The organism is Corallococcus aberystwythensis, assembly GCF_003612165.1.
In the GTDB taxonomy this organism is placed as follows: Bacteria; Myxococcota; Myxococcia; order Myxococcales; family Myxococcaceae; genus Corallococcus; species Corallococcus aberystwythensis.
The window spans coordinates 12,332-32,163 of record NZ_RAWK01000090.1 but is presented as its reverse complement, the minus strand read 5'-3'; the positions used below and the strand labels follow the sequence as shown (position 1 = coordinate 32,163).

Here is a 19,832-nt window from a genome sequence, read left to right as displayed (position 1 = left end):
GCGGAAAAAGAGGTGGAGGGAAGCCCGGGATGCGCCGATTGTTCGGCTTCCATCCGCCCGGAGTCTGTCCGCGCGGGTCCCTGGTCTTTCTGGAGCCCCCTTGATTCCCTATTGGCACGCCCCCTCGTTCAAGCTGGGGCCCCTGGAGTTGAACCCCTTCAACGTGTTCGTGGCGGCGGGCATCCTCCTGGCTGCCCGGCTGCTGACGAAGCAGGCGGAGCGCGAGGGGTTGGACCCGAACCCGCTGGCGGACTTCGCGATGTGGGGGGTGGCGGCCGGCATGCTCTTCGGCCACTGGGTGCACCTGTTCTTCTACCACCCGGAGGAGCTGTCCAAGAGCCCGTTCCAGATCTTCCGGTTCTGGGACGGCCTGTCGTCCTTCGGCGGCCTGTTGGGCGGCATCCTGGCGGCGGTGGTGTTCTTCCGGGTGAAGAAGCTGCGCTTCGGGGACTACGCGGACAGCTTCGCGCTGGGCGTGGCGCCGGGCTGGGCGGTGGCGCGGCTGGGGTGCTTCGCGGTGCACGACCACCCGGGAAAGCTGACGGACTTCTTCCTGGCGGTGCAGTTCCCCAACGGCAACCGGCACGACCTGGGCTTCTACGACGCCATCGTGCTCTTCGCGATCACCGGCCTGCTGTACGCGCTGCGCGACATGCCGAAGATGAAGGGGCGGCTGTTGCCGCTGCTGGCGCTCCTGTATGCGGCGTCCCGCTTCAGCCTGGACTTCCTGCGGGCCACGGACCTGTCGTACGTGGATGCGCGCTACTTCGGCCTGACGCCAGCGCAGTACGGCAGCCTGGGGCTGGTGGTGTACGGACTGTGGGGCCTCTTGCGCAAGCAGGCGCCGAACGCTTCCTCACAGAAGCCGTCCGCGCCGCAGGGCCGGGTGGAGACAGCGCGTTAGCGGTGGTGGTTGGATCCGCGTTCCGGTTCCGGGGGGTTCACATGAAGTCACTGGCGTACGACGCGCTGATGGCGCCGCTGGGCTGGGTGGGGCTGAACGCCGCCCGGCGGCAGTTGGTGGAAGGGCTTTCCGGCAAGGTGCTGGAGGTGGGCACGGGCACGGGCTTGGCGCTGCCGGCCTACCCGGACACGGTGTCGTCGGTGACGGCGGTGGACGTGGACCTGGGCGCGCTGGTGCGGGCGCGTGCGCGGCGGAGCGGCGTGGCGCTGCTCCAGGCGGACGCGCAGGCGCTGCCGTTCACGGACGGCTCCTTCGACGCGGTGGTGTCCAGCCTGGTGTTCTGCTGCGTGGACGCGCCGGCCACGGCGCTCGCGGAGGTGATGCGAGTGCTCAGGCCGGGCGGTGAACTGCGCCTGCTGGAGCACGTGCGGGCCCCCAACCGGGCCCTGGCCACCGCGCAGGACCTGCTGACGCCCGCGTGGCGGCGGCTGTCCGGCGGCTGCCGCCTCAACCGCGACACCTTCCGCCTGGTGGAGACGGCGGGCTTCCACATCCTCAAGCGGGAGCAGCGCCTGGGCGGCGTGGGCGAGTTCATCTTCGCGCGGCGGCCTTGAGCCGCCGTACCGAAGGGGGGTCATAAGACCCTCCCCCGCAGGTCACTTCCGACCTGCGAGGACAGGTTTTCGGATGGGATGTCAGAGGTCACTTTAGGATGGGCGCCAACCCATTCCCAGAGGCCCTGACGCATGAAGCGCATTCTTCCCTCCCTCGTCGCGGTGTTGCTGTTCGCCGGCTGTGGACCCGACCTGGCTTCGGGCTCCGAGCCCGACCTGGTGAGTGCTCCGGCCGCGCTGGAGGGCTCCGACCGCCATGGTGGCGGCGCCAACCCGCGTGAGGGCTCCGTGCGGCTGTCCACCGGCGTCACGCTCCGCTACGTCGAGCAGGGCCGCCAGGACGGGCCCGTCGTCGTCTTCCTGCACGGCTATACGGACTCGCACCACACCTGGGACCTGGACCTGCCGCGCTTCCCGCGCGACTTCCACATCTACGCGCTGGACCAGCGCGGCCATGGGGATTCATCCCGCCCGGCGTGTTGCTACACGCAGCAGGCGTTCGCGAAGGACGTGGTGGCGTTCCTGGATGCGATGCGCGTTCCGCGCGCCGTGCTCGTGGGCCACTCCATGGGCAGCTTCGTCGCGCAGCAGGTGGCGCTGGACTTCCCCCACCGCGTGAAGGGGCTGGTGCTCGTGGGCTCCGCGCCCACCGTGGCGGGCAATGAAGTGGCGCTGGGCCTCAAGGAGGTCGTCGACACGCTGACCGACCCGGTGGATCCGGCCTTCATCCACGAGTTCCAGGCCAGCACCTTCTACGCGCCCGTGCCGGAGTCCTACCTGAACACCCTGGTGGCGGAGAGCTCCAAGCTGCCCGCGCGCGTGTGGCAGGACGCGCTGGACGGGCTCATCGCGGAGGACCACTCCGCGCGCCTGGGCCGCATCCGCGTGCCCACGCTGATCATCGGCGGGGACCACGACGGCTTCTTCTCCGTGGAGGAGCAGCGCGCGCTGGCCCGCGCCATCCCCGGCTCCAAGTACCTCCTCTACGCGGAGACGGGCCACGCCCCGCACGCCGAGCGCCCGCAGCGCTTCGTGAACGACGTGCACCAGTTCCTCAAGCGCCTGTAGTCCGCGCGCCTCAGGCTCCGGCCGCCCCGGGTTCCGCCGGGCGGCGGGAGTCACTGCGGGCCAGCACCACCACCGCCACCAGGATGAGCAGGCCGCCCAGGCCCTGCCGCGGCGACAGCCGCTCGCCCAGGAAGATGGCGCCCAGCACCACCGCCATCACCGGCTCCAGCGTGGAGAGCAGCGACGTGTTCACCGGGCCAATGCGCTTGAGCCCCGCGAAGAACGTGAGCATGGCCACCACCGTGGACAGCAGCGCCAGCCCCACCACCGCGCCCCAGCCTCCGGGCGTCTGGGGAAAGGACGGGCCCTTCACCAGCATCAGCGCCCCGAAGGCGAGCCCCGCGGACAGCGGGACGACGGTGGCCGACGCGAGCGGCCCCGCCGGCCCCGCGATCCGCGCGCTGGACAGGACGTAGAGCGCGTAGATGACCGCTGACAGCACACCCAGGCCAATGCCCAGCGGCCTCGCGTCCGGCCCCGGGTCCACCGTGAGCGCCGTGCCGCACAGGGCCAGCCCCACCGCGAGCCAGCGAAGGCGGCTCAGGTGCTCACGCCCCAGGGCCACCTGGATGACGGCCACCAGCGCGGGGAAGAGGTAGAGCAGGAGCGCCACCAGTCCGGCGGACGCGTGCTGGAGCGCGATGAAGTAGACGCTGCCTTCGGTGAAGTAGCCCACCGCGCCCAACAGAAACAGGCCGCCCAGGAGCCGGCCCCGGGGCCACCTTCCGCCCTTCGCGACCATCACGCCCGCGAGCACCAGCCCCGCCAGCGTGAAGCGCAGGAACAGCAGCGTGGGCATGTCCGTGCCCGCCGCGTAGGCCAGGCGCGCGAACAGGCCCAGCGCGCCAAAGGACGCGCCGGAGAGGGCGACGAGGAGGAAGCCGGCGGTGCGGGTCTGCATGGCGCGTGGGCGCGCACGCTGACGCAAGACCCGGCCCGCTGTCACGCGGGCCGGGGCCACGGGCTCACCCGTCCGGCCTACCCGTCCGGCCTACCAGTTCTTGACCGACCCCAGGTCGAACACGTCCGGGAAGCCGCCCTTGCGCAGGAGCTCCGCGGCCACCGCGCTGCGGCCTCCCGCCGCGCAGTACACCACCACGGGTGTGCCCACGGGGCCGACCTCGGAGAGGCGGTGGGCCAGCACCTGCACGGGGATGTTGCGGGCGGCGTCCGGGTGTCCCTGCTGGAACTCCTCCGGGGTGCGCACATCCAGCAGCACCGCGCCCTGGGCGACGAGTTCGTGGGCCTTCTGCGAGCGTTCCTGAGGCGTCATGCGCCCCATTCAATCAAAGCCGGGAGCCCTTCCGGGCTGAAAACTGGAGGCCTCCGCACCGGGCGCTACAGTCCTGTACCGATACCCATGCGACTCGACAAGCACACCCTGCTCCACCAACTGTCCGAGCGGCTCCAGCAGAGCGACCGGCTGGCCCACCGCGCGGAAGCCGACGCCCGAGAGGCGGCCCGCAGCCTGGCCACCGAGTCCGAGAAGAAGGAGGACGGCCGCGCCGCCATCGAATACGGCAGCCTGGCCACGGGACAGGCCCAGCGCGCCCGCCGCCTTCAAGAAGAGCTGCAGGCGCTGACGGCCTTCGGCCAGAAGGAGCTGCCGCGCTTCCCCCGCCAGGGGCCCGTGGGCCTGGGCGCCCTGGTGGATTGCAGTACGGAAGATGAGGACGGCTTCGCCGAGCGCACCTTCTTCGTGCTCCCCGCCGGCGCGGGCACCGAGCTCACCGGTCCCGGCGGCGACGGCTTCCTCTCCGTCATCACCCCCAGCTCCCCCGTGGGCCGCGCCCTGCTGGGCAAGAAGGCCGGCGACACCGTGGAGGTGACGCTCGCGGGTGAGGTGCGCGAGTGGACGGTGCTGGAGGTCGCCTGATCCGGCTCGGGGCCTACTCGCCCTGCGTGGGCCCCGGCGCCGCGTGCGCGCTGATCCACTCCTCCGGGATGTCGCCCCGGGGCAGCTCCAGGATGAACGTGGCGCCCTCCCCGGGTGTGCTGACGGCGCTCACCTTGCCGCCGAACGCTTCGACAATCTGGCGCGTGATGTAGAGCCCCAGGCCCAGGCCGCCGTAGTGCCGGTCGCTCACCGCGCGCTCGAAGCGCTCGAAGATGCGCGCCAGGTCGTCCGGCGCGATGCCGATGCCGTGGTCCCTCACGGTGAGCCGCGCCAGTGAGCCGTGCGCCTCCACGCCCACGACGACGGGCTGGCCCGCGCCGTACTTGAGCGCGTTGGACACCAGGTTCGTCACCACCTGCTCCAGCCGCAGCCGGTCCCAGCGGCCCACCACCGGCACCGGCGCCTCCAGGCCCAGCTCCGTGCCGGCCTGCGCCGCCGCGGCGGAGAAGCGGTAGAGGATCTCGGCGGCCACGCTCGCCAGGTCCAGCTCCTCCATCTCCAGCCGCAGCCGGCCCGCGGTGATGCGCGACACGTCCAGCAGGTTGTCCACCAGCCCTGACAGCCGGCGCACCTGGCGCTGCACCACGTCCAGCGCTTCCGCGACGCGCTCCGTGGGCACTTCCTTGCCCTCGCGCGCCAGCACCACCACCTGCTTCTGCAGCAGCTGCACCTTGAGGCTCAGCGGCGTGAGCGGCGTCTTCAGCTCGTGGCTCGCGATGCCCAGGAACTCGTCGCGCTGGCGCACGGCCTCGCGCGCCTCGCGGTACAGCCGCGCGTTCTCCAGGTAGAGCGCGGTGCGGTGGGCCAGCTCCGTGAGGAAGTGCTCCTCCTCCGCGCCAAAGACACGCATCACGTTGGAGCGCAGCAGCATCAGCGTGCCCAGCACGTTGCCCCGCGCGCCCAGCGGCACGCTCAGGCAGCCATGAGGCCCCACCTCGCGCATCAGCCGCGCGTGCTCGGCGTCCTTCGCGAGGGCCGCGACGTGCTCCTCGGACAGGAGGGACAGCCGCCCCACCGCACCGGACGCGAACGCCCCGGGCGGCCCGTCCGGCGCGGAGGGCTCCGGCGGGTAGCGCGTGAGCAGCTCGCGCAGCAGCGTGTGCCGGCCCGCGTCCGCGTGCAGTGACGCCGCCACGCGCAAGGCCTCCGCCCCCGCACCGTCCGGCGTCCGGAGGATGAGCAGGGCCCCCTCCCCCAACGCGGGCACCAGCAGCTGGAGCAGCGGCTCCAGCCGCGCCTCCGCGTCCACCGGCGTGCCCAGGAGCGCCCCGGCCTCCGCCAGCAGGCGCGACGCGTCCAGCACCGGGACCGGCAGCGCGTCCACGGCGTGCGTGCGAAGGAGCGCCGCCGCGACCTGCCCGTCGCCGCCCCGCACCGGCACCGCCGTGCACCGCAGCTCCGCGCGCGTCCCATCCGGACGGAGCACGTGCCACAGGGAGGCGTCCACCAGCTCGCCCGCCAGCGCTCGCGCCAGGGGCGAGTCCCGCGGCGGCAGCGGTGTGCCGTCCTCGCGTACCCATTCACACCCAGGCAGGCGGGCGTGCTCGATGTGGAGGGGAACCGGGATGCCGAAGTGCGCCGCGGCTTGTGAGTTGAATGCAGTCACACGGCCCGTGCATTCAACGAGGACAACGCCTTCCGCGTCCATGACGCGCGTCGACTGGGGCGGGGAATCCCCGTCCGTCACACGGGCATTCGAGACTGGAGAGGTGACGCCGGACATGCCAAGGCTTTCCGCACGCATCATGGTGTCATCTCCGCCTCCCAGGAAGAAAGGAAGACAGAAGCCAGAGCCCACTCCATCCTCAAGGACAGGGAATGCTTCCCACCCTCACGCTCTTCCCGCGGGCCCCCTTGCCTGCATGTCGGCGATCCTCAATCGTTCGGATGTCTACGTCCGCGTCCCAGGACGTTCCGCCCGCACGGCCAAGTTCCTTCACCGCGAGTCCCCAGCATGCAGATGCCGTTCACCCGGCCTGACGGCACCACCCCCACCGAGCGCCGCTTCCGGCAGGTCATCGATACGCTCCAGGAGGTCGTCTTCCAGACGGACCTGGAGCGCCAGTGGGTCTTCCTCAATCCCGCGTGGACCGAGGTGACAGGCTTTCCCGTGGAGGAGAGCCTGGGCCGCTCCGCGCTGGACTTCGTGCACCCGGATGACCAGGAGCGCACGCTGGAGGTGTGCAAGACCCTGCTCACGGGCGAGCGTGAGTTCGTCCAGCACGAGGTGCGCTACCTCACGCGCGACGGCGGCTTCCGCTGGGTGGACGTCTTCGCGCGGGTGACGTTCGACGAGACCGGCACGCTGGTGGGCATGGCGGGCACGCTCAACGACATCACCGAGCGCAAGCGCACGAGCGATGCGCTCGCCCGGCGCGAGCGCTACCTCACCGCCCTGGTGGACATGCAGCAGCGCCTGCTGTCGGTGCCGGAGGGCGGCGACCTGTACGGCCCCGCGCTCGCGCCGCTGGGGCAGGCCGCGGGCGCCAGCCGCGTCTACGTCTTCGAGACGCACACCAACGCGCAGGGCGCGCTCTTGAGCAGCCAGCGCGCGGAGTGGTGCGCGCCCGGGGTGACGCCAGAGATAGACAACCCGCTGCTCCAGGACCTGCCGATGCTGCCGGACCTGGGGCGCTGGGTTCCCATCCTGGAGCGCGGCGAGGTCATCACCGGGCGCGTGGCGACCTTCCCCGCCAGCGAGCGGGCGCTGCTGGAGCCGCAGGGCGTGCTGTCGCTGCTGGCGCTGCCCTTGCGCGTGCAGGGCCGGCTGGTGGGGTTCGTGGGCTTCGACAACTGCTTCGAGGCGCGCGAGTGGGATCGGCTGGAGGTGGACCTCCTGTCCGCGGCCAGCGGCGCCATGTCCGTGGCGTTGGAGCGCCGCGCGTCCGAGCGGGCACTGCGCGAGCACGAGCACCGCTTCCGCCAGCTCGCGGAGAACGCGTCGGACGTGCTGTACCTCTACCGGCGGGAAGCGCCGCGCGGCTTTGCGTACGTCAGCCGCGTGGCGCACGCGAAGCTGGGCCTGGGGCCGGAGGCGCACTACGCGGATCCGGAGCTGTGGTACCGGCAGGTGCACCCGGAGGACCGGGCCGTGCTGGAGCGGCTGCTGGAGTCGCCCCAGTCCGTGGACGGCGCGACGGTGGAGCTGCGCTTCCTGCGCCCCGACGGCAGCCTCCTGTGGCTGGAGCACGTCGTCGCGCCGGTGACGGACCCCGCGGGGCGCGTCGTCGCCGTGGAGGGCCTGGCGCGCGACATCACGGAGCGCCGGCAGGTGGAGGAGGCGCTGAAGCGCTCCGAGGCCAGCCTGCGCGCGCTGCTGGAGGGCTTCCCGGACCCGGCGGCCATCGAGCGCGACGGCCACATCGTCTACGCCAACGCGGTGCTCGTCACCGCGCTGGGCTTCGCGCGCGCCGAGGAGCTGGTGGGCCGCCGGCTGTCGGAGTTCCTGTCGGACATGCCGGGCACGGGGGTGGTGTCCGGGGACAGCAAGCCCCTCACCAGCGAGCGGCGCCTGGTGCTGCGCGACGGGCGCACGCGCGTGGTGGAGCTGGCCAGCCTGCCCCTGCGCTTCGACGGCCAGCCCGCGGTGGTGTCCATCATTCGCGACGTGACGGAGCAGCGCCAGCTCCAGGCGCGGCTGACGCTGGCGGACCGGCTGGCGTCGGTGGGCACGCTCGCGGCGGGCATCGCGCACGAAATCAACAACCCGCTGGCCTTCGTGGTCTCCAACCTGGGCTTCCTGTCGGACGAGTTCCGCCACCACCTGTCCCCCGGCCCCGGCGTGCGCGGTGTGCGCCCGCCGGACGTGGCGGAGTGGCAGGAGGTGCTGGGCGAGGCGTGCGAGGGCGCCGAGCGCGTGCGCCAGATCGTCCGCCAGCTGAAGACGTTCTCGCGGCCGGATGAAGAGCGCATGACGCCGGTGGACGTGCACGCGGTGCTGGACTCGGTGGTGATGATGGCCGCCAATGAAATCCGCCACCGCGCGCGGCTGCGCCGGGACTACGGCACCGTGCCGCAGGTGATGGGCAACGAGGGGCGCCTGTGCCAGGTGTTCCTCAACCTGGTGGTGAACGCGGCGCAGGCGATTCCGGAGGGCGCCGCGCACGACCACGAGGTGGTGCTCGCCACGCGCGTGTCCGGCGGGCAGGTGGTGGTGGAGGTGCGCGACACGGGCAGCGGCATCGCGCCGGAGGTGATGGGGCGCATCTTCGATCCATTCTTCACCACCAAGCCCGTGGGCGTGGGCACCGGCCTGGGGCTGTCCATCTGCCACGGCATCATCACGGGGCTGGGCGGCGACATCCTGGTGGAGAGCACCGTGGGCAAGGGCAGCACGTTCCGCGTGGTGCTGCCCGCGCCCCAGCCCGAATCCGCCGACCGCTCGCCGGAGCCCGCCGTGCCCACGGAGCCCGTGGTGCCGCGAGGCCGCGTGCTGGTGGTGGACGACGAGCCCGCGGTGGGCCGCGTGCTACAGCGGCTGCTGCGCGGCCACGACGTGGAGGTGGCCACCAGCGGGCGCCAGGCGCTGGAGCGCATGTCGCGGGCACCGGGCTTCGACGCGGTGCTGTGCGACGTGATGATGCCGGACCTCGCCGGCCGTGACGTGTACGAGGCCGTGCGGCGTGAATACCCCGGCCTGGAGCGCCGCTTCGTCTTCGTGTCCGGCGGCGCCTTCACTTCGGGCGCGCGCGAGTTCCTGGAGCACATCCCCAACCCGCTCCTGGAGAAGCCCTTCGACGAGGCACGCGTGCGCGACGCCGTGGAGGAGCTGGTGCGGCACGGTCCACCGGACTCGGTCTGACCCATCGGTCATCGGGAGGAGGGTCCTCCCGCTGACCGATGCGCCCGGATGCTGGCTCTGCGAGCTTGGGCTCGTCCGCTCGCACCCCTTGGGGGAAGGTCCGCCGCGCATGAACCGCACCAAACTGCTGCTGTCCCTTGCTGGTCTGCTGTTCCTGGGCGCTCTCGTGCTCGACGCGCGTTCGTTCTTCCGGACGACCTCGTCGCACCCGCCCGTGGCCGACACCCTTCCCAACGGGCACACGCCCCGGGGCCTGACGGGCCTGGACCAGACGCACACGGTGGTGCAGCCGGGAGAGGCACCCGTCCAGGCGGTGCTGCCCGTCGTCATGGGCCAGCCGGCGTCCGGCCGGGCGGGCCCGGTGGAGCTCACCGGCAAGCTGTCCGGCGCGTATGTGCGCACGGGCCCGGGTGAGGCCTTCGCCGTGTTCGAGCTGTCCGCGCGGCTGCCGGAGAAGGTCCAGCGCGTGCCGGTGAACCTGGCCCTGGTGGTGGACCGCTCCGGCTCCATGGACGGTGAAAAGCTGGCGGACGCGAAGCGCGCGGCCCAGGAGCTGGTGAAGCAGCTGCGCACGGGGGACCGGCTGGCGCTGGTGCACTACGGCTCCGACGTGACGGTGGTGCCCAGCGTGGTGATCAACGACGCCACCCGCGCGGAGCTCTTGAGCACCATCGAGGCCATCCGGGTGAACGGCGGCACGAACATGAGCGGCGGGCTGGTGGCGGGCGCGAACGCGGTGCGCGCATATGCCAGGGAGTACCGGGTGACGCGCGCCATCCTGCTGAGCGACGGCGAGCCCACCGAGGGCGTGACGTCCAACGAGGGACTCTTCTCCGAGGTGGGCAAGATGCGCGAGGCGGGCCTCACCGTGAGCGCGCTGGGCGTGGGCTCGGGCTTCAACGACACGCTGATGCGCGGCATGGCCGAGCGCGGCGGCGGCTTCTCCGGCTTCATCAGCGACTCCTCGGAGCTGGCCGCCATCTTCACCCGCGAGCTGGAGCAGGCCGCCAGCACCGTGGCCCGCGGCGTGAGCCTGTCGCTGACGCTGCCCCCTGGCGTGAGCGGCCTGGAGGTGATGGGCCTGCCGTCCACGCGTCAGGGCAACACCGTGCGCATCCCCCTCTATGACTTGACGGGTGGCCAGTCCGCGCGCGTGGTGGCGAAGCTGACGCTGGACGCGCCCTCGAACGTGAAGGACCTGAACGTGCTGGACGCCACGCTGGCGTACGTGGACGTGGCGGCCGACCTGCCGTCGCAGGTGACGCTGGCCCTGGGCGCGAAGGTGACGGACGACGTCCAGGTGGTGCACGCGAGCCTGGACCGCGACGTGCGCGTCCACGCCATCCGCGCGCTGGGGACGCAGCAGCTGCAGGCGGCCGCGGAGGCGATGAAGAGTGGCGACCGCGCCTCCGCGCTCGACCTGCTGGGCAACGCGCGTCGACTCTTCGGCAGCTCGGCCTCCGCGCTCGCGGGGGAGCTTGCGGATGTGGACCAGACCCAGGCAGCCTATGGGAACGCCCGGAGCGACGCGGACGTGCGGGATGCGTCCATCTCGCTCAAGAAGAAGACGATGAAGAACTTCGGGCAGAGCAACTCCTACTAGTCACCCCCCCGACGTACGGAACGGTGCGCCATGTCGCTCTCCATCCAATTCATCCGGCGGGAGGACTTCGAGTCGCGCTGCCTTTCCGCGCTCGTGGGGGCCGGGGCCATGGCGATGGTGGCCGGCGTGGCCCGCCAGGTGCTGCGCGTGCCGGTGGACCCGGGCTACTTCGCGCTGATGGCGGCGGCCGTCACCGCGGTGAAGCCCACCGCGGCGCGCAACATCATGATGCGCGCCGCGATGGTGCTGTTCCCCGCCCTGCCCTATGTGCTGGGGCTGCCGTCGCCCTGGCAACACGCGGTGGCGGGCGCCATCGCCGCGGGCCTGCTGGCGTGGCGGGGCAACGGGCGCGACAGCGAGGGGACGCCGCTCCAGGCCGCGCTGTGCGCTGGCGCCGCCGCCGTCACCACCGTGCTGGGGCTGTACGTGCAGGACGTGCTCGACGCGCGCTTCCTCCCGGCGCGGGGCTACTTCCCGCTGCTGGTGGACTACGCCGTGGTGGCGCTGTTCTGGAGCATCGGCACGCTGCCGGCGAACCTGGCCATGGACCTGGACGCGGTGGCCACCCGGGGCATGCGCCTGGAGGCCACGCTCACGGGCGAGGTGCGCGGGCTGGTGACCCGGGCGCTCACGCTCTACCGCCAGAGCCAGGACGAGGCGCGGAAGCTGGCCCGGGGCCCGGGGCTGGAGAAGCTCCAGGCCGTGCTCGGCAAGCTGGCCCGGGACGCCTTCACCCTGGCGGAGTCCCACACGGAGCTGGCCGCGCAGCTGTCCGCCGCCTCCCAGGGGAGCGTGGACTCGCAGGTGCAGGAGCTGAAGAAGCGCGCCCAGGACGCGCAGGACGGCGTGGCCCGCCGCCAGTTGGAGCGCGCCGCCGCGTCGCTGGGTGAGGAGCTCAACCACCTGGACGCGCTGTCACGCCGCCAGGAGCGCCTCTTCGCGCAGCTGCACGCCCAGGTGGCCCTGCTGGAGCGGGCCCGCGTGTGCTTCATCGGGGCCCGGACCGCGTCCCCCCTGGACGGAGGCAGCAGCGACCGGATCCAGGCCCTGGCCGACAAGCTCTCCGCCCTGGACCTGGAGTCCTCCGGCGCGGAAGGGGCACCCGGGGCCGCGCGCGCCCCGGCGCTGCGCTCCTGAACCCCTCCCGAGCCCGGGCGCCGCGGCCTACTTCGCCGACGCGCGCGTGGAGGCGCGGGTGCGCTTGCGCGCCGGGGCGGCCTTCTTCGCGGCGGTGACGCGGGGCGTGTGCAGCTCGCTGGCGATGCGCTGCTCAATCTCCTCGCGCGTGCGGCGGCTCACCTCCAGCGCGGCGTTGATGCGCTCGCGCACGGCGTCCGCCTGGGCCTCCGCCGCGGCGCGGTACTCCGCGATGTCCCGGCGCAGCTCCAGACGCCCCTCGCTGGCGTTGGACTTGCCCGTCGTCCGCCGGGCGGTCGTCTTGCGCCGTGCGGGGCGCCCCTCCGCCTGGGTCCCACTGCCTTCCTGTCCCTGTGCCTTGCGCGCCATCTGTCCTGCCCCCTCGTCGCGATCGCTCGCGGCTGTGGATGGAAAGGTGGGGTGTGGGCTTTCAGCACGGAAGTCCGCCCCCGGGTCGGATGGGGGCCATGCGGCCAGACAATGTGCCGCCGTGGCAGCAGGGGGGCTTCTCAATCCTTCAAGTAAGGCGATAAGAGGACCCTCACCGTTCCTGGGCCAAGGGGCAGCTGGACTGATAGCTCAGGAACCGCCGCATCGCCCTCAGGGCCGGGATGCGAGCAAGCCTTCGAGCCCTGCGCACCCCGGCGGCCTGGGAGCTGCGTCAGAGCGAACAGTGAGGTCACCCCCATGTCGGTCTCTTTCCTGAACCGGAAGCACAACCTGGACCGGATGTCGCTGCGCGACCTGGTCTACTCGTTCTTCACCTATTACGCCGTCGTCGCCTACATCCTCATCGGCATCACCTGCATCGTGCTGTCGGTGAAGTGGTTCGAGGCGCCGGTGCGCATGGCCCTCGCGGTGGGCGTGGCCACGGTGGCGTACCCGTTCGGCTGGTACCTCATCCACCGGTACATCCTGCACGGCCGCTTCCTCTACAAGTCCGCGGCGACGGCGGTGACGTGGAAGCGCATCCACTTCGACCACCACCAGGACCCGCACGACCTGCGCGTGCTCTTCGGCGCGCTGCACACCACGCTGCCCACCATCGCGCTGGTGCTCACGCCCATCGGCTACCTCATCGGCGGCCGGTCCGGCGCGGCGGCGGCGCTGGGCTGGGGCATGGTGACCACGTGCTTCTACGAGTTCTGCCACTGCATCCAGCACCTCAACTACGCGCCGCACCAGAAGTGGCTGAAGGACATCAAGCGGCTGCACATGTCCCACCACTTCCACAACGAGCAGGGCAACTACGGCATCACGAACTACTTCTGGGACCGCGTGTTCGGCACGCTGTACGCGAAGGCGTCGGACAAGCCCAAGAGCCCCACCGTCTTCAACCTGGGCTACACGGCGGAAGAGGCGGTGAAGTACCCCTGGGTGGACAAGCTCTCCGGCGGCACCCGCGGTGACGGCCACCCGCGCCGCTTCCAGCAGGCCGAAGGGCTGAGCGCGCCGGAAGTCTCCAGCGAACAGGCCTGAGCCTTCTCCCCTCGCATCACCCCGGACCTCCCCGCGCGCTTCGGCTGCACGGGGAGGTTCTTCGTTTTCAACGCACGTCACGCGGAGAGCGACTGCTGCTCCTGTTCCTGCTCCTCGCGAAAGCGCCGGGCGTTGAGGGGCGGCAGGGTGTGCACGCGCGCCACGAGGCACGCCGCGCTGCCGCCGGCCAGGTGGAATTGATCCAACCGCACGCTGACGGGCCGGCGCCCCAGGCCGCGCAGCACCGCCTCCACGCGGGGCACGCGCGCGCCGACGATGACGGTGTTGCCCACCTCCACCAGGTTGAGCCCGAACGCGAGCGCGTCCTCCCGCGCGATGGGAATCACCTGCTGGATGCCCTCGGTGCGCGCCAGCATGCGCAGCGACTCCGGCGTGAAGGCCTCCGGACACACCAGCGCGGTGCCGTCCGACAGCACGGTGAGCGCGGTGTCCAGGTGGTAGAGGTACGGGTCGCACAATTCCAGCGGCGTGACGGGCGCGGAGAGGAAGGCCTCCAGCACGCCCGCGGCGCGCTGCGTGGAGCGCATGCCCCAGCCCAAGAGGGCGCCCCGGCCCGCGGGCAGCATGGCCACGTCGCCGCCTTCAATGTGCACGCGCGGCGGCTCGATGACGTCGAAGCCGCGCGCGGACAGCCACCGGGCGCGCGCGAGCTGCTCGTTGCGGCGCTGGCCATGGCGCATGGTGGCGAGCAGCGCGCGCAGCTCCCCTTCTTGAGAGACGAGCACCGCGTTGTCCTTGGCGAACACGGAGTCGAACGCGCCATGGACGAAGGGCAGCTCGAAGAAGGTCCCGCCCTCTTCACGCAGCGTGCGCAGGAATTCGCGGTGCTGGGTGCAGGCGCGGCGCCATGCAACGGCGCCGGGCTTCATATGCGGGTTGATGTTCCAGGCGACTTGATACGCGCAGTCGCGGGAGCGGACGTGGTCCTTCTCACAGCGCACCTGACTGACAGCGAAGGTGGCGGGAGCGATGTGGCGGGTGTGCAAGGTCATCCCCATACATGTGGCCGGAAGGCACTCCCGCCTTCCGGTGATGTGTAGAGAGGGTGCGCACCATGAGCGGGCTTGGCGAGGTGGCTGGGGAAGCGGGGACGGAGGACGCACGCCTGTCTGAACGCCTTCACCGGACCCTCTTGCGTTTCAACCGCGCGCGACTGGCTCCGGGCTTTCCCACCGAGGGCTGGCGAGCAGCCGTGCAGGAGGAGACGCAGTTGCGGCTGCTGGAAGGCGAGTACGTGGAGGCGGAGCGGCAGCGCATCGCGTCCTGGGCCGCCGAGGCACCCGAGGACGCGGATGGCTTCATCGCGTGGTTCGAGGACCTGAAGGAGTCCGGTCCCGGACAACATGATCCGCTGTTCCCGTGGCTCGCCACGAAGGCCTCGCTGGAACAGATGAACTGGTTCCTCACGCAGGAGGTCGCGGGCGAGGCCGGCTTCGACGACCTGGTGGCGCTGACGCAGCTGCAGCTGCCCACGCAGGCGAAGCTGGAGCTGGCGCGCAACTACTGGGACGAGATGGGCCGCGGGCGCGAGGACGCGATGCACGGGCCGATGCTCGCGGAGATGGCGGCGAAGCTCGGGTTGACGCCCACGGACGAGGACACGGTGTGGGAAGCGCACGCGCTGGCGAACCTGCTCTGCGCGTTCGCGTTCAACCGCCGCTACACGTTCCACGCGGTGGGCGCGCTGGGCATCGTGGAGGAGACGGCGCCGGGCCGCACCGCGTGCGTCAACGAGGGCCTGAAGCGTCTGGGGTTCGACATGCGCGTGCGGCGCTATTACGCATTGCACTCCACGCTGGACGTGAAGCACTCGGAGACGTGGAACAAGGAAGTCTTGCGTCCGCTGGTGGCGGCGAATCCCGCGTGCGCGAGGCCCCTGGCGGAAGGCGCGCTGTTGCGGCTGACGGCGGGAGCGCGGTGCTTCGAGCGCTACCGCCACGAGCTGGGCCTGGACCTGAAGTCGCTCAGCTGAAGAAGAGCGAAGCCTGGCCGTCCTTCCCCTCGGGACCTTGCGCGTGTGCGCTGGCCTCGGGGGTGCGTTTTGCGAAGGACGGTCCGTCCCGGTGGAGGGGATGCGCCGTGACCGGAGTGGACGCCAGCTTGGGGCGCTTCTCAAAGCCGAGCTGGAGGTCCCGATGTCCCTGTTCCGATGCATCCCCGCCGCGGTGCTGCTCCTGACGGCGTGCGCTTCCCCGGGCACGTCCATGGAGGAGGTGATGCGCCGCACCGAGCCCCTGAGGCCGAAGCGGCCGGATCCGCTGACCTACGGCACCCGGCCGGAGAACCCGGTGCGGGTGGGCTGGGGCGACAAGGGCGTGATGGCGTACTTCAAGCTCCTGCGAGGCCCGCAGGGCCAGCCGGTGGCGTGGCGCCGCATGGGCGACTGCTGCGAGTTCACCCAGGTGGATGGCCAGGGCCAGGGCCAGGGAAAGCTGTCCATCTTCGAGGTCACGTACGACGGGCTGGACGCGCCGGTGGTGCTCTACGTGGACGCCTTCACCGGAGGGAACGTGTACGCGCCCTGGGGCTTCCAGCTGGAAGGCCAGGGCGACGCGCCGCCCCCGTCCGGGACGGAGCCGGAGGTCATCGACCTGTAGCGCCTGGCCGCCAAACTCCCTGAATCCGAGAACTCGTGGGGACTCAAGCGACCCCCTTCCGAGCGGGGTCCGTCGTGCCTAGATGCAAGGGTCGACGGGAGCGTGACTTTCCCCCGGCGGTTGACCGTCACGCTTACAACCTCCCTTTGTGCATGGGAGGTGCGGCCCCCTTGGCGCTGCGCTAAGCGTGCGACCGCTCTCCCGACGGAGGAGGAACCGTGGCGGCTGTGAAGAAGAGGCGTTGGCCGTATGTGCTGGGAGGCATCCTCGTCCTCCTGATTGCCATCGTGGCGGTGGTGCTGTGGCGTCTGGACGCCATCCTGCTGAAGACGGCGCGGGACCAGGCGGCGACGTACTCGCAGAAGCTGGGCCGCCCCATCGAGATTGGCGACATCTCCACGAAGCTCTTTCCCCACGTGGGCGCGCAGATTGAGAGCGTCACCGTGGGCCCCGCGGAGGGTGAGGACCTGCCGCTCGCGGAGCTGAAGCAGGTGGACGTGAGCGTGGCGGCGATGCCGCTGCTCACCTCCAAGGGCAAGGACATCCGCGTGCAGAACGCGGAGGTGTCCGGGCTCACCGTCAACGTCATCCGCCTGCCCGACGGCACCACGAACGTGCAGCGGCTCCAGGAGAAGCTGGCCGCGCAGCAGCCGAAGGAGGAGACGCCGGAGGAGGAGTCGCAGCCCACGGACCTGTCGGGCGTGCACGTGGAGCGCGCGGCGCTCACCGACGGCACCATCCGCTTCGTGGACCGCGCGGCCGGCGCGCAGGCGCGCGAGCTGGCGGTGAAGGACCTGGACATCGAGGTGAAGGACCTGCGCGTGGGCCAGCCGCTGAAGGTGGACCTGGCGGCCGCGGTGCTCGCGGAGAAGCAGAACCTCAAGATGACGCTCGCGGCGGCGCCGCTGCCGGCGACGCTCATTCCCACGCCGGAGCAGGTGACGCTGAAGGCGGAGCACATCGACCTGTCGCCGCTGGGGCCGTTCCTGCCCCCGGATGTGGGCTTGCAGGCCGGCACGCTGGACGCGGACTGGAAGGCGGACCTGGGCGGCGCGGTGCCCGGCGGCAAGGGCCCCACGAAGCTCGTGGGCGTCATCAAGGCGCTGGGGATGAAGTTCGCGGGCTCGGAGGGTGGCAAGGCGCTGGACGTGGTGCTCGACACGGACGTGACGGGCGACATGGCCACGGGGGACCTGGCGCTGGACAAGCTGAAGCTGGACCTGGGCCCCGCGGCCATCACGGGCAAGGGCAAGGTGAAGGGGCTGCTCACGGACAAGCCCGCGGTGGAGGGCTTCGAGCTGGTGGGCCGCAACCTGGACCCCGCCGTGCTCGCCGAGTACTACCCGCCCCTGCGCAAGCAGCTCAACGGCATGATTGCGGGCCCCATTGGCCTGGACGTGCGCGGCAGCGGCACGCAGGACGCGCAGGCCATCACCATCGCGGTGGACCTGACGCCGGTGCGGCTGCGGGTGCCGGATCAGCTGACGAAGGAAGCTGGCGGCGCGATGAAGCTGAACGCGAAGGTGACGGGCGCGGCGGCGAGCGGCGGCGCGCTGCGCTTCGACGCGAAGGCGGACTTGAACGGCGTGGACATGCGGCCGGGCCTGCTGGTGAACAAGGCGCCAGGGCAGCGGCTGGAGGTCGCGGCGGCGGGCACGTACGCGCCGGCGAAGACGGGCAGCGGGATGACGGTGAACGTCACCAGCATGAGCCTGGGCGCGCTGGAGGACACGGTGACGGGCACCGCCACGGTGGCGCTCGCGGGCACGGGCAAGAAGGCGACGACGACGTTCAAGGCGGACGTGAAGGCCGCGAAGCTGGACGCGGAGAAGTTGTTGATGAGCGAGGAGGAGGTGCTGGCGCGCACGGGCGGAAAGCCGCCGCCGGAGCCCCCGGTGGAGGCCAACCGATTCAACGGCTACCGCGGTGACATCCAGTTCGCCATCGCGTCGCTGCGCTACACGGCGATGGACCTGACCAACGTGACGGGCGTGGTGAAGATGGTGGACGACCTCATCACGGTGGAGAAGTTCTCGACGGGCATCTACGGCGGCAAGGTGGTGGCGGACGGGACGACCATCCGCCTGGGGCCCGCGCCGGAGGCCCGGCCCTTCACGGCGAAGGTGCAGGTGCAGGGCCTGGAGGTGGCGCAGGCGCTGGCGGCGCGCACGCCGAAGCAGGTGCTGACGGGCAAGTTCAACGGCAACGTGGACGTGCAGGGCGTGGGCTACACGCCGGAGAAGCTCCAGCAGACGCTGCTGGGCGGCATCAACGGCAACCTGCTGGAGGGCACGTTCCTGGGCAAGGACCTGGTGTCGTCGGTGACGGGGCCGCTGGCCAAGGCGCTTCCCTTCGCGAAGGCGCTCAAGAGCGGCGACGTGACGTCGCTGGGTGCGAACCTGCCCTTCAGCGTGACCATCAAGAACGGCGTGGCGCAGCTGAGCAAGCCCATCACCTGGACGCGGCCGGAAGCGGGGATGAGCTTCGATGGCGGCATCGGGCTGGACGGCACGCTGGATTTGACGGGCGGCGTGTCGCTGACGCCCGCGACCATCAAGACGCTGACGGTGGGCAAGGTGACGCCGACGGAGGCCATCCCGGTGGGCGTGAAGATCGCGGGCAAGGCGTGGAGCCCGGACGTGACGGGCATCGACGTGAAGCCGGCGGCGACGACCATCCTGAAGCTGGCCGGAGGGGCCGCGCTGGGCGGACTGCTGGGTGAGAAGGGCAAGGCCGTGCAGGACGTCATCACGGGCGGTCAGGACAAGGCCAAGGCCGAAGCGGAGGCGAAGCGTCAGGAGCTGGAGGCGCGCGCCAACGAGGAGAAGAAGAAGCTGGAGGACCAGGCCCGCGCCGAGCAGGAGAAGGCGAAGCAGCGCGCCGAGGAAGAGGCGAAGAAGAAGCTCCGGGGCATCTTCGGCAAGTAGCCGCGGGGAGAGCCTGTGTCTTGCGCACGCCGCGGAGCTCTTGAGGGAGCTTCGCGGCGTTCGTGTATCGGACCGCTGGCGTAGACTCGCGGCCCATGTTCATCGGGCTCACGCGCATTGAAGTCACGGGCTTCCGCTCGCTTCGCGACTTCGTGCTGCGCCCCCGCAGGCTGACGGTGCTCGTGGATCCGGAGGGTACGGCCACTCGCGACCTGGCGGCCTTCTTCACGCTGCTGCGCGAGCTGGCGCACGGACAGCTTCAACGGACGCAGGTGCTGGACGCGGTGGAGGGTCCCGTTTCGCTGGCGCTGGGCGTCCAGGACGACAACTACACCGTGGAGCTGCGGCGCTTTCCCGATGGCCGATGGCGCGTCGTTCGCGAGGAGCTGGACCTGTCCGCGGGCATCGGCGTCCCCTTCGTGGAACCCGGCTCGCCCCGCGACGAGGCCTTCCTCTCCACCTTCCCTCCCGGGCCCACCGTCCGCATGGGCGACAGTGAAGCGGCGTGGTTAGGGGAGATCATCGACGGTGCTTCGCGGACGATGAACGGCTTCCTGCGCGGCTTCCGCGTCCAGCCCGCGGAGGGCTTCGACGCGGACGTCCCGTTCCTCTTCCTAGAGGAACGGGACGTCGACCTGCCCTCGAACGCTGTCTGGGACCGGGTCCAATCCGCTCGCGCGGCGTCCTCACGTGTCCCCGTGCTGCTGTGCACCGCTTCGGTGGCCCTGGCGGACGCCTTCGACCTCGAAGACGTCGTGCGCATGGAGACCTCCGACGGTTGAGC

The 19,832-nt window shown here is 71.1% G+C and carries 17 protein-coding genes; 12 read left to right on the top strand and 5 right to left on the bottom strand.

Translation table 11 applies throughout. The features are described from left to right. The first annotated feature begins 100 nt into the window (after positions 1 to 100). From D7W81_RS16660 to D7W81_RS16650, 3 genes are all read left to right on the top strand, one after another. Positions 101 to 904 carry a prolipoprotein diacylglyceryl transferase gene (locus D7W81_RS16660; RefSeq protein WP_120556368.1) on the top strand — a complete coding sequence of 268 codons (804 nt, stop codon included), beginning with the start codon at positions 101 to 103 and terminating at the stop codon, positions 902 to 904. Positions 905 to 945: 41 nt separating this feature from the next. Further along, positions 946 to 1,518: a class I SAM-dependent methyltransferase gene (locus tag D7W81_RS16655; RefSeq protein WP_120556367.1), complete on the top strand. Its 573-nt coding sequence runs from the start codon at positions 946 to 948 to the stop codon at positions 1,516 to 1,518. A gap of 132 nt (positions 1,519 to 1,650) precedes the next feature. Continuing rightward, a complete protein-coding gene (locus D7W81_RS16650) occupies positions 1,651 to 2,586 on the top strand; it encodes an alpha/beta fold hydrolase (protein WP_120556366.1) in 936 nt (311 codons plus the stop codon). 10 nt (positions 2,587 to 2,596) lie between these two features. Here D7W81_RS16650 and D7W81_RS16645 read toward each other — a convergent pair whose 3' ends face one another. Then, positions 2,597 to 3,487: a DMT family transporter gene (locus tag D7W81_RS16645; RefSeq protein ID WP_120556365.1), complete on the bottom strand. Its 891-nt coding sequence runs from the start codon at positions 3,485 to 3,487 to the stop codon at positions 2,597 to 2,599. 90 nt (positions 3,488 to 3,577) lie between these two features. Beyond that, positions 3,578 to 3,859 (bottom strand): rhodanese-like domain-containing protein, encoded by a 282-nt coding sequence (locus tag D7W81_RS16640; protein ID WP_120556364.1) that lies wholly within the window; start codon positions 3,857 to 3,859, stop codon positions 3,578 to 3,580. Between the two features lie 87 nt (positions 3,860 to 3,946). On the opposite strand from D7W81_RS16640, the gene D7W81_RS16635 reads away from it, so the two are divergent. Further along, the gene (locus D7W81_RS16635; protein WP_120556363.1) at positions 3,947 to 4,462 is read left to right on the top strand and encodes a GreA/GreB family elongation factor; all 516 of its coding nucleotides are present in this window, start codon (positions 3,947 to 3,949) and stop codon (positions 4,460 to 4,462) included. A gap of 13 nt (positions 4,463 to 4,475) precedes the next feature. Here D7W81_RS16635 and D7W81_RS16630 read toward each other — a convergent pair whose 3' ends face one another. Then, positions 4,476 to 6,089 (bottom strand): sensor histidine kinase, encoded by a 1,614-nt coding sequence (locus D7W81_RS16630; protein ID WP_244227251.1) that lies wholly within the window; start codon positions 6,087 to 6,089, stop codon positions 4,476 to 4,478. A 348-nt stretch (positions 6,090 to 6,437) separates the two neighbouring features. Between D7W81_RS16630 and D7W81_RS16625 the strand changes: the two genes are divergently transcribed. The 3 genes from D7W81_RS16625 (at position 6,438) to D7W81_RS16615 (ending at position 12,024) form a co-directional block, all read left to right on the top strand. Beyond that, a complete protein-coding gene (locus tag D7W81_RS16625; RefSeq protein WP_120556362.1) occupies positions 6,438 to 9,284 on the top strand; it encodes a PAS domain S-box protein in 2,847 nt (948 codons plus the stop codon). Positions 9,285 to 9,393: 109 nt separating this feature from the next. Next, a complete protein-coding gene (locus D7W81_RS16620) occupies positions 9,394 to 10,887 on the top strand; it encodes a vWA domain-containing protein (protein ID WP_120556361.1) in 1,494 nt (497 codons plus the stop codon). A gap of 30 nt (positions 10,888 to 10,917) precedes the next feature. Next, positions 10,918 to 12,024: a hypothetical protein gene (locus D7W81_RS16615; protein ID WP_120556360.1), complete on the top strand. Its 1,107-nt coding sequence runs from the start codon at positions 10,918 to 10,920 to the stop codon at positions 12,022 to 12,024. A gap of 27 nt (positions 12,025 to 12,051) precedes the next feature. On the opposite strand, the gene D7W81_RS16610 is transcribed toward D7W81_RS16615, so the two are convergent. After that, on the bottom strand, positions 12,052 to 12,393 hold the full coding sequence (locus D7W81_RS16610; RefSeq protein WP_244227250.1) for a hypothetical protein: 342 nt from the start codon (positions 12,391 to 12,393) through the stop codon (positions 12,052 to 12,054). 318 nt (positions 12,394 to 12,711) lie between these two features. Between D7W81_RS16610 and D7W81_RS16605 the strand changes: the two genes are divergently transcribed. Then, positions 12,712 to 13,503, top strand: coding sequence for a sterol desaturase family protein (locus D7W81_RS16605; protein ID WP_120556359.1), 792 nt, complete (start codon positions 12,712 to 12,714; stop codon positions 13,501 to 13,503). Positions 13,504 to 13,580: 77 nt separating this feature from the next. Here D7W81_RS16605 and D7W81_RS16600 read toward each other — a convergent pair whose 3' ends face one another. Next, on the bottom strand, positions 13,581 to 14,516 hold the full coding sequence (locus D7W81_RS16600) for a dimethylarginine dimethylaminohydrolase family protein (protein ID WP_120556358.1): 936 nt from the start codon (positions 14,514 to 14,516) through the stop codon (positions 13,581 to 13,583). 62 nt (positions 14,517 to 14,578) lie between these two features. Between D7W81_RS16600 and D7W81_RS16595 the strand changes: the two genes are divergently transcribed. The 4 genes from D7W81_RS16595 (at position 14,579) to D7W81_RS16580 (ending at position 19,830) form a co-directional block, all read left to right on the top strand. Then, a complete protein-coding gene (locus tag D7W81_RS16595; protein WP_120556369.1) occupies positions 14,579 to 15,496 on the top strand; it encodes an iron-containing redox enzyme family protein in 918 nt (305 codons plus the stop codon). Between the two features lie 163 nt (positions 15,497 to 15,659). After that, positions 15,660 to 16,121, top strand: coding sequence for a fibril protein (locus D7W81_RS16590; protein ID WP_120556357.1), 462 nt, complete (start codon positions 15,660 to 15,662; stop codon positions 16,119 to 16,121). Positions 16,122 to 16,339: 218 nt separating this feature from the next. Further along, on the top strand, positions 16,340 to 19,048 hold the full coding sequence (locus D7W81_RS16585; protein ID WP_120556356.1) for an AsmA family protein: 2,709 nt from the start codon (positions 16,340 to 16,342) through the stop codon (positions 19,046 to 19,048). Positions 19,049 to 19,143: 95 nt separating this feature from the next. Continuing rightward, entirely contained in the window at positions 19,144 to 19,830 is a 687-nt protein-coding gene (locus D7W81_RS16580; protein WP_120556355.1) for an AAA family ATPase, read from the top strand. The last annotated feature ends 2 nt before the right edge of the window (positions 19,831 to 19,832 follow it).

What these genes read in the sequence shown, in the direction of transcription:
- D7W81_RS16655 (WP_120556367.1), top strand. Translation starts at nt 946, where the DNA reads ATGAAGTCACTGGCGTACGACGCGCTGATGGCGCCGCTGGGCTGGGTG.
- D7W81_RS16650 (WP_120556366.1), top strand. Translation starts at nt 1,651, where the DNA reads ATGAAGCGCATTCTTCCCTCCCTCGTCGCGGTGTTGCTGTTCGCCGGC.
- D7W81_RS16645 (WP_120556365.1), bottom strand. Translation starts at nt 3,487, where the DNA reads ATGCAGACCCGCACCGCCGGCTTCCTCCTCGTCGCCCTCTCCGGCGCG.
- D7W81_RS16640 (WP_120556364.1), bottom strand. Translation starts at nt 3,859, where the DNA reads ATGACGCCTCAGGAACGCTCGCAGAAGGCCCACGAACTCGTCGCCCAG.
- D7W81_RS16635 (WP_120556363.1), top strand. Translation starts at nt 3,947, where the DNA reads ATGCGACTCGACAAGCACACCCTGCTCCACCAACTGTCCGAGCGGCTC.
- D7W81_RS16625 (WP_120556362.1), top strand. Translation starts at nt 6,438, where the DNA reads ATGCAGATGCCGTTCACCCGGCCTGACGGCACCACCCCCACCGAGCGC.
- D7W81_RS16620 (WP_120556361.1), top strand. Translation starts at nt 9,394, where the DNA reads ATGAACCGCACCAAACTGCTGCTGTCCCTTGCTGGTCTGCTGTTCCTG.
- D7W81_RS16615 (WP_120556360.1), top strand. Translation starts at nt 10,918, where the DNA reads ATGTCGCTCTCCATCCAATTCATCCGGCGGGAGGACTTCGAGTCGCGC.
- D7W81_RS16610 (WP_244227250.1), bottom strand. Translation starts at nt 12,393, where the DNA reads ATGGCGCGCAAGGCACAGGGACAGGAAGGCAGTGGGACCCAGGCGGAG.
- D7W81_RS16605 (WP_120556359.1), top strand. Translation starts at nt 12,712, where the DNA reads ATGTCGGTCTCTTTCCTGAACCGGAAGCACAACCTGGACCGGATGTCG.
- D7W81_RS16600 (WP_120556358.1), bottom strand. Translation starts at nt 14,516, where the DNA reads ATGACCTTGCACACCCGCCACATCGCTCCCGCCACCTTCGCTGTCAGT.
- D7W81_RS16595 (WP_120556369.1), top strand. Translation starts at nt 14,579, where the DNA reads ATGAGCGGGCTTGGCGAGGTGGCTGGGGAAGCGGGGACGGAGGACGCA.
- D7W81_RS16590 (WP_120556357.1), top strand. Translation starts at nt 15,660, where the DNA reads ATGTCCCTGTTCCGATGCATCCCCGCCGCGGTGCTGCTCCTGACGGCG.
- D7W81_RS16580 (WP_120556355.1), top strand. Translation starts at nt 19,144, where the DNA reads ATGTTCATCGGGCTCACGCGCATTGAAGTCACGGGCTTCCGCTCGCTT.